We start from the raw sequence: 13,375 nt of genomic DNA, 5'->3' as shown, positions 1-13,375 counted from the left end.
AGCGTCACCCGGTCGGGCCCTGCGGACCCCGCCCCGCTCCCCCACGCGGAGGGGCGGGGTCCGCAGGGCCCGACCGGGTGACGCTGGGGGCGTGATTGACCACATTCGGTCATCCGGTTTCGCGGCCCGCCCTCCGCTCAGGCAGACTCGACGGCATGGCGGAGCTGACCCCCTTGCTCGCAACCCGCTGGAGCCCGCGTGCCTTCGACCCGGGCGCCGACCTCACCGACGACGAGTTGACCTCGATGCTGGAGGCGGCCCGCTGGGCGCCGTCGGCCCGCAACAGCCAGCCGTGGCGGTTCGTGGTCGGCCGACGCGACGACGAGCGGCACAAGCAGATCCTGGCGAACCTGACCGGCGCGAACCAGCGCTGGGCGGGCCGGGCCTCCGCGCTCCTGGTCGGCACGTACCTGCCCGGTTCGCACAGCGCGTACGACCTCGGCCAGGCGGTGGCGCACCTCTCCGTGCAGGCCACCTCGCTCGGGCTGCACGTGCACCAGATGGCCGGTTTCGACGGCGACGGGCTGCGGGCCAGCCTGGCCCTGCCGGCCGAGGTGCAGCCGCACGTGGTGGTGGCGGTCGGCCGGCTCGCCGATCCGGCGACCCTCCCCGACGACCTGCGGGAGCGGGAGACCGCCCCGCGTCAGCGCCACCCGCTGGCCGAGCTGATCCTGCCCTGACCGGCCATGTTCCCAAGAAGTGGAAGATTCATTCCACCTACCCGGATGACCACGTAGGGTCACCAGTGTCATGTGGCAGGCGACCCTCCTCCTTCGCTGCCGCGACGAGGCCTCTCCGGCCGGCACCTCGTCGCGGGGTTGAGGCGCGCCGTCCAGCCGTCCGGGTCACGCCGACCCAGTCCGGGCACACCCCGGGCCCACCTCGTTACCGCTCAGACGACCGACGCTGACGTCACATGACCTCGGGAGCACTCCGCCATGGCCCAGTCCCGCACCGCCGACGCCGCTGATCCGATCGCCCGGCAGCGGCCCAGCCGCATGCCCTACCAGCGCTACCAGCCGTACCACCAGCAGTTCACCGTCGACCTGGCCGACCGGGCCTGGCCGGCCCGCCGGGTCGAGGCCGCACCCCGGTGGTGCGCCGTCGACCTGCGCGACGGCAACCAGGCCCTGATCGACCCGATGTCGCCGGAGCGCAAGCGCCGGATGTTCCAGCTGCTGGTGCAGATGGGCTACAAGGAGATCGAGGTCGGTTTCCCGTCGGCCAGCCAGACCGACTACGACTTCGTCCGGCAGCTCATCGAGCAGGACCTGATCCCGGAGGACGTCACCATCCAGGTGCTCACCCAGTGCCGGGAGCACCTGATCGAGCGGACCTTCGAGTCGCTGCGCGGCGCCCACCGGGCCATCGTGCACTTCTACAACTCCACCTCCACGCTGCAACGGCGGGTGGTCTTCGGGCTGGACCGGGACGGCATCGCCGACATCGCCACCCAGGGTGCGCGGCTGTGCCAGAAGTACGCGGAGATCCACACCCCGGACACCGACATCCACTACGAGTACTCCCCCGAGTCGTACACCGGCACCGAGCTGGAATACGCGCTGGAGGTCTGCACCCGGGTCATCGAGGTGATCGACCCCACCCCCGACCGGCCGTTGATCATCAACCTGCCGGCCACCGTCGAGATGGCCATGCCGAACGTCTACGCCGACTCGATCGAGTGGATGCACCGGCACCTGCCCCGGCGGGACAGCGTGGTACTGAGCCTGCACCCGCACAACGACCGGGGTACCGCGGTGGCCGCCGCCGAGCTGGGCCTGCTGGCCGGCGCCGACCGGGTGGAGGGCTGCCTGTTCGGCAACGGTGAGCGCACCGGCAACGTCGACCTGGTGACGTTGGGGTTGAACCTCTTCTCGCAGGGCATCGACCCGCAGATCGACTTCTCCAACATCGACGAGATCAAGCGGGCCGTCGAGTACTGCAACCAGCTGCCGGTGCACGAACGCCACCCGTACGCCGGTGACCTGGTCTACACCGCCTTCTCCGGCTCCCACCAGGACGCCATCAAGAAGGGCTTCGACGCGCTGGCCGCCGACGCCGCCGCAGCCGGGGTGGAGGTCGACGACCACACCTGGGCCGTGCCGTACCTGCCGATCGACCCGAAGGACGTGGGCCGCACCTACGAGGCGGTCATCCGGGTCAACTCGCAGTCCGGCAAGGGCGGCATCGCGTACATCATGAAGACCGAGCACCAGCTGGACCTGCCGCGCCGGCTCCAGATCGAGTTCTCCGGCGTGGTGCAGCAGGTCACCGACCACTCCGGCGGCGAGGTCGACCCGGGCACCATGTGGGAGATCTTCGCCGGCCACTACCTCTGCGCGCAGCAGAAGGAGCCGGCGCTGGCGCTGGGCAGCTACGGCACCCGGACCGCCGAGGGCAAGGCCGAGATCGAGGCCGAGGTGCGCTTCGACGGGCAGGCCCGGTCGGTGACCGGGGTCGGCAACGGCCCGATCGACGCGTACGTCAACTCGCTGACCGAGCTGGGCGTGAAGGTACGGGTGCTCGACTACCACGAGCACGCGATGTCCTCCGGCGGGGACGCGCAGGCCGCCGCGTACGTCGAGTGTGAGGTCGACGGCCGGACGGTCTGGGGGGTCGGCCTGGACGCCAACATCGTCACCGCCTCGGTACAGGCGGTCACCGCCGCCGTCAACCGGGCCCGCGCCTGAGGTGTTAGGAAGGGCCCCTTCCTATCGTTTTTGGTATAGGAAGGGGCCCTTCCTAACACCCAGCGCGGCCAGTAGCGCGCCGGCCACCAGCAGCCCGGCACACCAGTACATCGCCCCCCGGTAGGCGGTGGTGAGCGCGGCCGGCTGGGCGTACCCCTCGCCGGTCAGCCCGACCAGCAGCGGCAGCGCGGCGACCGCGAGCAGCGAACCGGCCCGGGAGGCCGCGTTGTTGAACCCGCTGGCCACCCCGGCGAACCGGTCCGCGACGGCAGCCAGCACCGAGGCGGTCAGCGGCGCCACCACCAGGGTCAGCCCGATCCCGAACAGCGCCACCCCGGGCAGCACGTCGAACCAGTACGACGCGCCCGGGGAGACCCGGTGCAGCAGCACCAGCCCGGCGGCGGCAACGACCGGGCCGACGGTCAGCGGCAGCCGGGGGCCGATCCGGGCGGAGAGCGCCCCGGCGCGCGGGGAGCCGACCAGCAGCAGCACCGTCATCGGTACGGTGGCCAGCCCGGCCAGCAGCGCCGAGTAGCCGACGACGTTCTGCAGGTAGACGGCGAGGAAGAAGCTGAAGCCGCCGAGCGCCGCGTAGACCAGCACGGTGAAGACGTTCAGCACCGAGAAGAGCCGGCTGTGGAACAGCACCGGGGGCAGCATCGCACCGGTACCCCGCCGCCGCTCCACCAGCACGAAGAACACCGCCGCGACCACGCCGACCAGCACGGCGGTCAGTACCACGGGCGAGGCGGCGCCACGCTGCGGCGCGTCGATCAGCGCGTACGTGACGCCGGCCAGGCCGAGCGCGCCGAGCAGCGCCCCCAGGATGTCGAACCGGCGCCGGCCGGTCCGCGCCGCGTCCTCGTCCCGGCTCTCCGGGACCCAACGCAGGGCGGCGAGGACGACCGGCACGGCCAGCGGCAGGTTGATGAAGAAGATCCAGCGCCAGGAGAGTACGTCGATCAGCCAGCCGCCGAGGAACGGGCCGAGCGCGGTGGACACCCCGGACAGGCCCGACCAGGTGCCGATGGCACGTCCCCGGTCGTCCGGGTGGAAACTCGCCTGGAGCACGGCGAGCGAACCCGGGGTGAGCAGGGCACCCCCGGCGCCCTGGAGGAACCGGGCCGCGATCAGCCACTCGACGCTCTGCGCCAGCCCGCAGAGCACCGAGGCGGCACTGAACCAGACGACACCGATCAGGAAGACCCGGCGACGGCCGAACCGGTCCCCGAGCGCCCCGCCGAGCAGGACGAACGCCGCCAGCATCAGCAGGTACCCGTTGACCGTCCACTGTAGGCCGGCGACGGTGGCGCCCAGGTCGGCGCCGAGATGGGGCAGCGCCACGTTCACCACCGTGCTGTCCAGGAACACCATCCCGGAGGCGAGGATCGCGGCGAGAAGGGTGCCCCGGCCGGCGGCGGTCCCGGTCCGGAGGGCGGCGGCGGGAGGGGATTCGGCCATGCTGTCCAATCTGCCCCGCCGAATATGGCACTCGCCACGAAACGCCGAAACCGGCCGGTAATACTGGAGCGAATCGCCGGCAGCCCGCAAGCTTGGGGGGTGGCGTCTCCGCGTACCAGATCAGCGTCCCGTTTCCCGGCGGTGGCCGCGCTAGCCGCGGCGCTCGCCCTCGTCGGCGGCTGCGCCCCGGCCGAGGAGGACGCGCCGCCCCCTTCGGGTGGTTCGGTCCAGGACCGGCTCGGGCAGTTGACGGTCGCCACCGCCGGGTCGATGAAGGGCTACAGCCGGGACCGTTTCCCGCACTGGCGGGACACCGGCAAGAACTGCGACGTCCGCGACTCGGTGCTGCAACGTGACGGCAAGAACATCAAGCTTTCCGGCTGCAACGTGGTCGCCGGTCGCTGGACCAGCGTGTACGACAACCGCAGCTTCACCGACCCCTCCGACGTGGACATCGACCACGTGGTGCCGCTGGCCAACGCCTGGCGGTCCGGTGCCGACGAGTGGGACGACGCCCGCCGGGGCGAGTTCGCCAACGATCTGACCCGTCCGCAGCTCATCGCGGTTTCGGCCTCGTCCAACCGGGCAAAGGGTGATCAGGACCCGTCCCAGTGGAAGCCGGCCAACCGCGACTACTGGTGCGACTACGCCGCAGACTGGGTGACGGTCAAGCACCACTGGCGGCTCTCGGTGACCAGCGCCGAGAAGGCCGCGCTGACCGAGATGTTGGAGGGCTGTACATGGACGACCCAGCCGTGACCGGTGACGGCGCCGGGACGGCCGGCGCCGCCGCAGCCACCGCTGCGGACAGCAACGGGACGGCCGGCACCGCCACGGGCGGCAACGGGACGGCCGGCACCGCCACGGGCGGCAACGGGACGGCCGGCACCGGATCAGCCGGCGCCACCACCGCCGCGACCGGGGAGAGCCGGACGGCGGACATCGTCCCCGGACCCGGCGGGGTGATGACCGACGAGGTGGGTGTGGTCACCGGTGAGTTGACCCTGCGGACCGAGTCGACCGGCGGGCAGGTCGTGCTGCGGGTGCAGTACCGGGACGCCGACGAGTGGTACACGGTCACCGGCGGCCGGGCACCGCTGTCCGACCCGGGCGGGCTGGACGCGGTGCACACGATCGCGGTCGGACTGCTGAACCGCCCGGAGGGCTGAGCCGGCGAGCGGTTAGGAAGGGCCCCTTCTTATCGCTTTCGGTATAGGAAGGGACCCTTCCTAACGTGGGGTCACACGTACGAACCAGGCTCGCTGGGCGCGGAGACCACGCCCGGTGCGTCGCCCTCGTCAGCGGGCCGGACCACCTCGGCGGTCACCCGGTGCGGGCGCAGTTCGCCGCTGGCGATCCGCTCGGCGAAGTGGCACGCCACCTTGCTGCCGCCGATCTGACGCAGGACCGGCCGCTCGTCGGCGCAGCGGGTCGGCTGGGCCCACGGGCAACGGGTGTGGAACCGGCAACCCGACGGCGGGTTGGCCGGCGACGGCAGGTCACCGGAGAGCAGGATCCGCTCCCGCTGGTCCTCCACGTCCGGGTCCGGTACCGGCACCGCGGACATCAGCGCCCGGGTGTACGGGTGCATCGGCTCCCGGTACAACTGGTCACCGGAGGCCTCCTCCACGAGGGCGCCGAGATACATCACCCCGACCACGTCGGAGATGTGCCGGACCACCGCCAGGTCGTGCGCGATCACCAGGTAGGTGAGGCCGAGCCGCTCCTGCAACTCGTCCAGCAGGTTGACCACCTGAGCCTGGATCGAGACGTCCAGGGCGGAGACCGGCTCGTCGGCCACGATCAGCTCCGGCCCGAGCACCAGGGCCCGGGCGATGCCGATGCGCTGCCGCTGGCCACCGGAGAACTCGTGCGGGTAGCGGGACAGTGCCCACCGGGGCAGACCGACCGCGTCGAGGGTCTCCCCGATGATCCGCCGACGCTCGTCCCGGCTGCCGCCGATGCCGTGCGCCTGGAGTCCCTCGGTCAGGATCGACTCCACGTTCTGCCGGGGGTCCAGGCTCGACATCGGATCCTGGAAGATCATCTGCATCCGGCGGCGCATGCTCCGCAACCGCCCCGCCGACAGTCTGGTCAGGTCCACCCCGTCGAACCTGACCTCGCCGCCGGTGGGCGGGGTCAGCTGCAACAGGGCCCGCCCGAGGGTCGACTTCCCGCAGCCGGACTCGCCGACCAGGCCGTACGTCCGGCCGCGCGGGATGCTCAGGTCCACCCCGTCGACCGCCTTGACGTGGCCGACGACCTTGTCGAAGACCACCCCCCGCTTGATCGGGAAGTGCACCTTCAGGTCACGGACCTCGACGAGGTTCTCGCTCCCGGTCACGCTGACTCCTCCTCGCGCGAAGCGGCTTCCGCCGGAGCTGCGGCGTCGGACGCGCCGGCCGCGACCGCGCCGGTCTGCGGGGCGAAGGCCGAATCCGGTTCCCGACCCGGGACCGGCGCGGGGTTGACGCACCGGTAGCTGCGGTCGTCGTGGGCGAGTACCAGTTCCGGTGGTGCACCCACGCAGTCGTCCACCCGGCGGGTGCAGCGTGGCGCGAAGGCGCAGCCGTCCGGCCAGGGCAGCAGGTCGCGTACCGAGCCGGGGATCGGCGTCAGCCGCTCACCCCGGCCGGAGTCCAGGCGCGGGATCGAGCCGAGCAGACCCACCGTGTACGGGTGGCGCGGCGCGGCGAAGAGCGGCCGGCGGCGGGCGGTCTCCACCACCCGACCGGCGTAGAGCACGTTGATGGTGTCGCACATGCCGGCCACCACCCCCAGGTCGTGGGTGATCATCACCAGGGCGGTACCGGAGTCCCGGACCAGTTCCTTGAGCAGTTCCAGGATCTGGGCCTGGATGGTCACGTCCAGGGCGGTGGTCGGCTCGTCGGCGATCAGCAGTCGGGGCCGGCAGGCCACCGCCATCGCGATCAGGGCCCGCTGCCGCATTCCACCGGAGAGCTGGTGCGGGTACTCCTTGAGCCGCCGCCGGGGGTCGGGGATGCCGACCCGGTCGAGCAGTTCGGCGGCCTCCTTGGCCGCCGCCTCGCCCTTCATGCCCCGGTGGCGGGTGAGCACCTCGGTCACCTGGAGCCCGATCGGGATCACCGGGTTCAGGGAGGAGAGCGGATCCTGGAAGATCATCGCGATGTCCCGGCCCCGGATGTCCCGGCGCGACCGGTCGTCGAGCTGGAGCAGGTCGGTGCCGTCGAAGACGGCCTTGCCACCCACCCGCAGGCCGGGCTGCTTGGGCAGCAGACCCATGATCGCCAGTGAGGTCACGCTCTTGCCGCAGCCGGACTCACCGACCAGGCCGACCACCTCCCCGGCGTCCACCGAGAAGGAGACGCCGTCCACGGCGTGTACCGTCCGCTGCCCGCGACGGGCGAACGTGACGGAGAGGTCGTCCACCTCCAGCAGTGCCATCAGAACCACCCCTCCGTTCGCGACTGCGGGGCCCGCAGGCTCAGTCCTCGCGTATTGCGCACCGCAGACCTACTTCCGCAGCTTGGGGTCGAGGGCTTCGCGCATCGCCTCACCGAGCAGGGTGAAACCGAGCGCGGTGATGATGATCGCGACCGCCGGGTAGATCGCCAGCGCCGGCCGGATCCCCAGGTACGGCTGCGCGTCGGCGAGCATCACGCCCCACTCGGGTACGGCCGAGTCGGGGTTGCCGAGGCCGAGGAAGGAGAGCGCGGCGGCTTCGATGATCGCGGTGGCCAGCGTCAGGGTGGCCTGCACGATCACCGGGGCGAGCGAGTTGGGTACCACGTGGGTCAGGGCGATCCGGGACCGGCGTACCCCGAGCGAGGTCGCCGCCAGCACGTAGTCGCTGTTGGCCTGCGCGATCATCGAACCGCGCAGGAGCCGGGCGAAGACCGGTACCGAGACCACGCCGACGGCGATCATCACCGTGGTCAGGCTGGCGCCGAGCAGGGCGGCGATGCTCACCGCGAGCAGCAGGCTGGGCATCGCCAGCAGCATGTCGACGAAACGCATCAGCACGGTGTCGATCCAACGGCCCCACCGGCCGCCGAGACCTGCGGCGGCACCCGCCACGCCGCCGATGAGCGCGCCGACGGCCAGACCGATCAACGTGGAGACCACGCCGACCAGCAGGGTCTGCCGGGCCCCGACGATCATCCGGCTGAACACGTCCCGGCCCTGGTGGTCGTAGCCGAGCCAGTGGTCGCCGGAGGGCCCCGGGATCAGCCCCTGACCGGACTTGACCACGCCCTCCCGGATACCGATCGAGTCGGTCGGGCCGTACGGGACGAAGAACGGGCCGATGATCGCCACGAGGATGAACACGGCGAGGACGGCCGCACCGACGATGGCGGCCGGGTTGCGCCGCAGCCGTCGGAAGGCCTCCTGCCAGAGGCTGACCCCACGCTCGTCGTCCCGGACGGCCGCCAGTTCGGCGAGCCGGTCGATCTTCTCGCCCTTCTTGCCGGTGGTGATGGTCATCGGACCCTCACTCTCGGGTCGATGATGCTGTAGGAAACGTCAACCAGGAGGTTCACCAGTACGTACATCACCGCGATGATCATGATGAAGCCCATCAGCACCGGGTAGTCGCGCTGGCTGATCGAGTCGGCGACGAACGCCCCGATCCCGCTGAAGGCGAAGACCGTCTCGGTGAGTACCGCCCCGGAGAGCAGACCACCGGTGAGCAGACCGATCGAGGTCGCCACCGGCAGCATCGCGTTGCGCAGCACGTGGCGGCGCCGGACCGTCGACTCGGTCAGGCCCTTGGCCTCGGCGGTCCGGACGAAGTCCTCACCGAGTACCTCCAGCACGCTGGCCCGGGTGATCCGGACGATGATCGCCAGCGGGATGCTGGCCAGGGCGATACCCGGCAGCACCAGGTGCCAGATCGCGTCGGCGGCGGCGTCCCACTCGCGGGTCAGCAGCCCGTCCAGGACGAAGAAGTTGGTCACCCGGGTGGCCTCGATGGTCGGGTCCTGCCGGCCGCTCGACGGGAACCAGCCGAGGCTCTCCGCGAAGATCGCCTTCAGGACGTACGCGAGGAAGAAGACCGGGATGCAGATACCGATCAGCGACCCGGCGACCGAGGCGTGGTCGAGGAACCGGCCGCGACGACGGGCGGCCAGGTAGCCCAGCGGGATACCGACCCCGATCGCGATGACCATGGCCATGACGGTCAGTTCGACGGTACCGGGGAAGCGCTGGAGGAACTCGGTGGTGACCTCGCGCTTGGTGGAGATCGAGGTGCCCAGGTCGAGTTGGAGCATCCGGCGCATGAACCGTCCGTACTGCACCAGGATCGGCTCGTCCAGGCCGAGGTTGCGGCGGATGGCGGCGCGCATCTCCGGCGTGCCCCGTTCCCCGAGAATCGCGGTCTCGGGACCGCCGGGCAGGCGGCGGAGCCAGATGAACAGCAGGATGGAGAGCCCGAACAGGGTGGGTATCAGCTGTAGCAGGCGTCTGACGATGAACCGGAACACGGCGGCCTCGAAGGGGTGCGGAGGGGTACGGGCGGACGCTGTCGTGCAGCGCCCGCCCGCATTCCTTGCCTCAGGTCAGGACTCAGAGCGACGGCAACAGGGTCGGCGGGGCCTGCGGCGCCGCCGCCCTGTTGCTGGTCACTCCTACTTGAACTCGGCGGTCTCGAACTTCTCGTCGGTCAGCGGGCTCGCCTTGATCCCGGTCACGTCCTTGGCGAACACCAGCGCCGGCGGCGAGTGCGAGATCGGCACACCCGGCAGGAAGTTCATGATGTCGGCGTTGAGTTCCTTGTAAAGCGCGACCCGGGCCGCCTGGTCGGCGGTGGTGTCGGCCTTCTTGAACTTCTCGAACAGCGCCGGGTTGTTGTAGCCCCACTCGTCCTTCGGCCGGTCGAAGAAGGTGCCGATGAAGTTGTAGGCGTCGCCGTAGTCGCCGGTCCAGCCGAGGAAGTGCAGGTCGTGCGCGCTGCCGGAGGTGGTGGCGTTGAGGTAGTCCGGGCTCCACTTCAGCGGGATGGCCTGGACGTTGATGCCGACCGCCTTCAGGTCCGCCGAGAGCAGCTCGAAGATGTCCTTCGGGTTCGGCATGTACGGCCGGGTGACCTCGGTCGGGTAGTGGAACTTGAGGGTCAGGTTCGACGCACCGGCCTCGGCCAGCAGCTGCTTGGCCTTCTCCGGGTTGTAGTCGTACTTGGTGACCTCGCCGTTGAAGCCCTCCACGGTGTCCGGGAGGAAGTTCAGCGCGACCTTGGCGCCCGGGGGCAGCTTCGAGTCGACCAGCGCCTGCCGGTTCAGCGCGTGTGCGATCGCCTGCCGGACCTTGAGGTCGGCCAGCTTCGGGTTCCCCTTCTGGTTGATCGCCAGGTAGAGGACGTTGAACGCGGGCCGGGTGAGGACGTTGAAGCCCTCGCCCTTCAGCGGCTCGACGTCGGCCGGGCCGACCAGGTCGTAGCCCTGGATGTCACCGGAGCGGAGCGCCTGCTTGCGGGCGTTCTCGTCCGAGATGGTCTTGTAGATCAGAGTCTTGATCTTGGCCTTCGGGCCACCGCTGAAGTCGTCGTTGCGCTCCAGGGTCACCGTCTTGTTGGCCACGTCCCAGGACTTGAACTTGTACGGGCCGGTACCGGTCGGGTGCTCCGTCGCGTACGACGGGTACTTGATGTCGGTGGCGCTGCCCGTGACGTTGCTGGCGTCGTACTGCTGGAGCGCCTTCGGGCTGTGGATACCGAACGCGGTCAGCATCAGCGCCGAGGGAACCTTGCTGGAGACCCGGGTGAAGGCCAGGTCCACAGTGGTGGCGTCCTTGACGGTGCAGGACTTGAAGAGGCTCGGCGGCAGGTCGGGGCTCTCGTTCTTGGCGAAGCCACCCATGACGTCCTGCCAGTACGCCGTCACGTCCGGGCTCTGCATGAGACCCTTGGCGTTGTACCAGCGGTCGAAGTTGATGCAGACAGCCTCGGCGTTGAAGTCGGTACCGTCGTGGAACTTCACGCCGGAACGCAGCTTGAAGGTCCAGACCGTGCCGGTGGCGTCCGGGGTCCAGGACTCGGCCAGACCGGGAACGGGCTTGGTGCCACCCTCCTCGGCCGAAACCAGCGTCTCGAAGATCTGACGCGACACACGGAACGACTCACCGTCACTGGCGAGGCTGGGGTCGAGCACCTTCGGGTCCCCGGCGACGCCGAAGACGAGGGTGTCCTTCTTGCTCTCGCTGGAGCCTTCGTCGCGGTTGCTCTCGGCGCAGCCTGCTACCGCGAGGGCCGCGACCGCGACGGCCGCTAACGCGACCTTCGGCCTGGGTGCACGCATGGTGCTTTCACCTCGTCCTAGGGGGTACGGACAACGTGGTGACAGGGGTCACCGATGGCGGTGACCTTAGCTTCCGTTTGGACCCCCGGAAACTGTTGCCGAACCGGTTGGTATCGGATCGTGTCTTTACCGCTGCGGCGAGCGCCCGGACCGGGGCTGACGTGTGTAGTAGGTACCGGTACGTCCCGGTTCAGCGATGCAAATTTGTTACATCGCCGCACCGGGCCGATCACCCCCATGTCAGACCCGAACCGGGCGCCGGACACCGCCCCCGGGTGGCCCGCCGAGCCGGAGGGGCGGGCGCCTCAGACCGCGCGGCGCCCCTCGAAAGCCCGACCCAGGGTGATCTCGTCGGCGTACTCCAGGTCCCCGCCGACCGGCAGACCACTGGCCAGCCGGGTGACCGCGATCCCCATCGGCTTGACCATCAACGCGAGGTAGGTGGCGGTCGCCTCACCCTCCGTGTTCGGGTCGGTGGCCAGGATCAGCTCGCGTACCGCGCCGCTGCCGAGCCGCCCCAGCAGCTCACGGATGCGCAGATTGTCCGGACCGATCCCCTCCAACGGATTGATCGCCCCACCGAGCACGTGGTAGCGGCCCCGGAACTCGCCGGTCCGCTCGATCGCCACCACGTCCTTGGGCTCCTCGACCACGCAGAGCACCTCTTCGGTACGGCGTGGGTCACGGCAGATCCGGCACTGCTCGGACTCGGCCACGTTGAAGCACGTGGTGCAGAACCTGACCAGGTCCTTCACCTTGCGCAGTGCACCGGCCAGCCGGTTGACGTCCGCCGGGTCGGCGGAGAGCACGTGGAAGGCGATCCGCTGCGCACTCTTCGGACCCACCCCGGGCAGCCGGCCCAACTCGTCGATCAGGTCCTGGATGGCACCCTCGTACATCTGGCGGCTCAGAAACCGGGCAGGCCGAGGCCGCCCAGACCGCCGGAGACCGGACCCATCTTCTGCTCGGTCAGCTGCTGGGCCGCCTCGCTGGCGTTCCGGACCGCCGCCACCACGAGGTCCTCCAGCGTCTCGACGTCCTCCGGGTCGACCGCCTTCGGGTCGATCTTGATGGACTTCAGCTCACCGGTACCGGCCACCGTGGCGGTGACCAGCCCACCGCCGGCCGTACCGGTCAGCTCCGCCTCGGCCAGCTCGGCCTGTGCGGCGGCGATCTGCTTCTGCATCTTCTGCGCCTGCTTCAGCATCTGCTGCATGTTCGGCTGTCCACCTGGGCGCACGGATGGCTCCTTCTCGCACTCGTCCGACCGACCGGTTCCCGTACTGTCTGACCGACCGCCGATCAGCCTAACCCGCAGCGCGGACGGCGCCCGGCAGGCGCCCGCCCGACCGGGCAGCGGTCAACGGACCTCGATCTCGGTGATCCGCTCCGCGCCCAGGGCGTCCCGGAGCAACTGGATGGCCTGCTGCTCGCTGGACTGCCGGGCGGTCTTCTCGTCGATCACGTCGTCGAGCGGCTCGTCCCCCGGATCGAACCCCTCGTAGGCGGGGACCGCAGGTGCCGATGCCGCAGCCGCGCCACGCGGACCGTCGTAATCCGGGTCGTAGGGCGGTTCACCGGCCCAGTCGGCGTCCGCGGTCTTCCGGGCCGCCGCCTGGGGGCGCGGGCCGCGACCGGCCGCCGCCGCGCGGGCCGCCGCCAGACCGCTGCCCGCCGCCGCCCGGGGTCCGCCGGTCCCGGCCTGGCTGGCGGGGGTCACGGTCGGCGCCGCGCCAGCCGCTCCGGGGGTACCCGCCGACGGGGCGGAGGTCGACATGGAGGGCGGCGCGGTCGGCGCCACCCCGCCGGGGCGCGCCGGTTCCGGCCAGTCCCCGGCGCCACCCGCCGGTGCGGGCGCGGCACCACCCGGCCGGGCCGCCTCGGGCCAGTCGTCCCCACCGGCCGGAGACGTGGCGGTCGGGGACTGCGGCGCGGCTGTCGGGCGGG

Annotated in this window: 12 protein-coding genes and 1 pseudogene; 4 read left to right on the top strand and 9 right to left on the bottom strand. The window is 70.6% G+C overall.

Annotation, left to right across the window (positions count from 1 at the left end; genetic code table 11):
• The first annotated feature begins 155 nt into the window (after positions 1-155).
• Both GSF22_RS21235 and leuA read left to right on the top strand, forming a co-directional pair.
• Positions 156-680, top strand: a complete 525-nt coding sequence (locus GSF22_RS21235; protein WP_208815485.1) for a nitroreductase family protein — start codon at positions 156-158, stop codon at positions 678-680.
• Positions 681-938: 258 nt separating this feature from the next.
• Positions 939-2,690 (top strand): 2-isopropylmalate synthase, encoded by a 1,752-nt coding sequence (gene leuA, locus GSF22_RS21230; protein ID WP_208815484.1) that lies wholly within the window; start codon positions 939-941, stop codon positions 2,688-2,690.
• Positions 2,691-2,711: 21 nt separating this feature from the next.
• Here leuA and GSF22_RS21225 read toward each other — a convergent pair whose 3' ends face one another.
• Complete coding sequence (locus tag GSF22_RS21225) at positions 2,712-4,151, bottom strand: MFS transporter (RefSeq protein ID WP_208815483.1); 1,440 nt, start codon at positions 4,149-4,151, stop codon at positions 2,712-2,714.
• Positions 4,152-4,292: 141 nt separating this feature from the next.
• Between GSF22_RS21225 and GSF22_RS21220 the strand changes: the two genes are divergently transcribed.
• Positions 4,293-4,910 carry an HNH endonuclease family protein gene (locus GSF22_RS21220; RefSeq protein WP_307804188.1) on the top strand — a complete coding sequence of 206 codons (618 nt, stop codon included), beginning with the start codon at positions 4,293-4,295 and terminating at the stop codon, positions 4,908-4,910.
• The gene (locus GSF22_RS21215; protein WP_208815481.1) at positions 4,892-5,320 is read left to right on the top strand and encodes a hypothetical protein; all 429 of its coding nucleotides are present in this window, start codon (positions 4,892-4,894) and stop codon (positions 5,318-5,320) included. The genes GSF22_RS21220 and GSF22_RS21215 overlap by 19 nt, the downstream gene beginning before the upstream one ends.
• Positions 5,321-5,391: 71 nt before the next feature.
• Here GSF22_RS21215 and GSF22_RS21210 read toward each other — a convergent pair whose 3' ends face one another.
• From GSF22_RS21210 to GSF22_RS21175, 8 genes and pseudogenes are all read right to left on the bottom strand, one after another.
• Positions 5,392-6,495 carry an ABC transporter ATP-binding protein gene (locus GSF22_RS21210; protein ID WP_208815480.1) on the bottom strand — a complete coding sequence of 368 codons (1,104 nt, stop codon included), beginning with the start codon at positions 6,493-6,495 and terminating at the stop codon, positions 5,392-5,394.
• A complete protein-coding gene (locus GSF22_RS21205; RefSeq protein WP_244367969.1) occupies positions 6,492-7,577 on the bottom strand; it encodes an ABC transporter ATP-binding protein in 1,086 nt (361 codons plus the stop codon). The genes GSF22_RS21210 and GSF22_RS21205 overlap by 4 nt, the downstream gene beginning before the upstream one ends.
• 69 nt (positions 7,578-7,646) lie before the next feature.
• Complete coding sequence (locus GSF22_RS21200; protein WP_208815479.1) at positions 7,647-8,618, bottom strand: ABC transporter permease; 972 nt, start codon at positions 8,616-8,618, stop codon at positions 7,647-7,649.
• Positions 8,615-9,619: an ABC transporter permease gene (locus GSF22_RS21195; protein ID WP_208815478.1), complete on the bottom strand. Its 1,005-nt coding sequence runs from the start codon at positions 9,617-9,619 to the stop codon at positions 8,615-8,617. The genes GSF22_RS21200 and GSF22_RS21195 overlap by 4 nt, the downstream gene beginning before the upstream one ends.
• 144 nt (positions 9,620-9,763) lie before the next feature.
• Entirely contained in the window at positions 9,764-11,428 is a 1,665-nt protein-coding gene (locus GSF22_RS21190; protein ID WP_208815477.1) for an ABC transporter substrate-binding protein, read from the bottom strand.
• A 305-nt stretch (positions 11,429-11,733) separates the two neighbouring features.
• A complete protein-coding gene (recR, locus tag GSF22_RS21185) occupies positions 11,734-12,327 on the bottom strand; it encodes a recombination mediator RecR (protein ID WP_208815476.1) in 594 nt (197 codons plus the stop codon).
• Between the two features lie 8 nt (positions 12,328-12,335).
• Positions 12,336-12,644 (bottom strand): YbaB/EbfC family nucleoid-associated protein, encoded by a 309-nt coding sequence (locus GSF22_RS21180; RefSeq protein ID WP_244367971.1) that lies wholly within the window; start codon positions 12,642-12,644, stop codon positions 12,336-12,338.
• 144 nt (positions 12,645-12,788) lie between these two features.
• Positions 12,789-13,375, bottom strand: a pseudogene (locus tag GSF22_RS21175) (DNA polymerase III subunit gamma and tau); the annotation flags it as partial.

The organism is Micromonospora echinofusca (assembly GCF_017614955.1).
In the GTDB taxonomy this organism is placed as follows: Bacteria; Actinomycetota; Actinomycetes; order Mycobacteriales; family Micromonosporaceae; genus Micromonospora; species Micromonospora echinofusca_A.
This window is presented reverse-complemented; position numbering and strand designations above follow the sequence as displayed.

Bases quoted from the DNA above. Each gene is read 5' to 3' on its own strand.
- leuA (WP_208815484.1), top strand. From the start codon at position 939: ATGGCCCAGTCCCGCACCGCCGACGCCGCTGATCCGATCGCCCGGCAG.
- GSF22_RS21200 (WP_208815479.1), bottom strand. From the start codon at position 8,618: ATGACCATCACCACCGGCAAGAAGGGCGAGAAGATCGACCGGCTCGCC.
- GSF22_RS21180 (WP_244367971.1), bottom strand. From the start codon at position 12,644: ATGCAGCAGATGCTGAAGCAGGCGCAGAAGATGCAGAAGCAGATCGCC.
- GSF22_RS21190 (WP_208815477.1), bottom strand. From the start codon at position 11,428: ATGCGTGCACCCAGGCCGAAGGTCGCGTTAGCGGCCGTCGCGGTCGCG.
- GSF22_RS21205 (WP_244367969.1), bottom strand. From the start codon at position 7,577: ATGGCACTGCTGGAGGTGGACGACCTCTCCGTCACGTTCGCCCGTCGC.
- GSF22_RS21225 (WP_208815483.1), bottom strand. From the start codon at position 4,151: ATGGCCGAATCCCCTCCCGCCGCCGCCCTCCGGACCGGGACCGCCGCC.
- GSF22_RS21215 (WP_208815481.1), top strand. From the start codon at position 4,892: ATGGACGACCCAGCCGTGACCGGTGACGGCGCCGGGACGGCCGGCGCC.
- GSF22_RS21235 (WP_208815485.1), top strand. From the start codon at position 156: ATGGCGGAGCTGACCCCCTTGCTCGCAACCCGCTGGAGCCCGCGTGCC.
- recR (WP_208815476.1), bottom strand. From the start codon at position 12,327: ATGTACGAGGGTGCCATCCAGGACCTGATCGACGAGTTGGGCCGGCTG.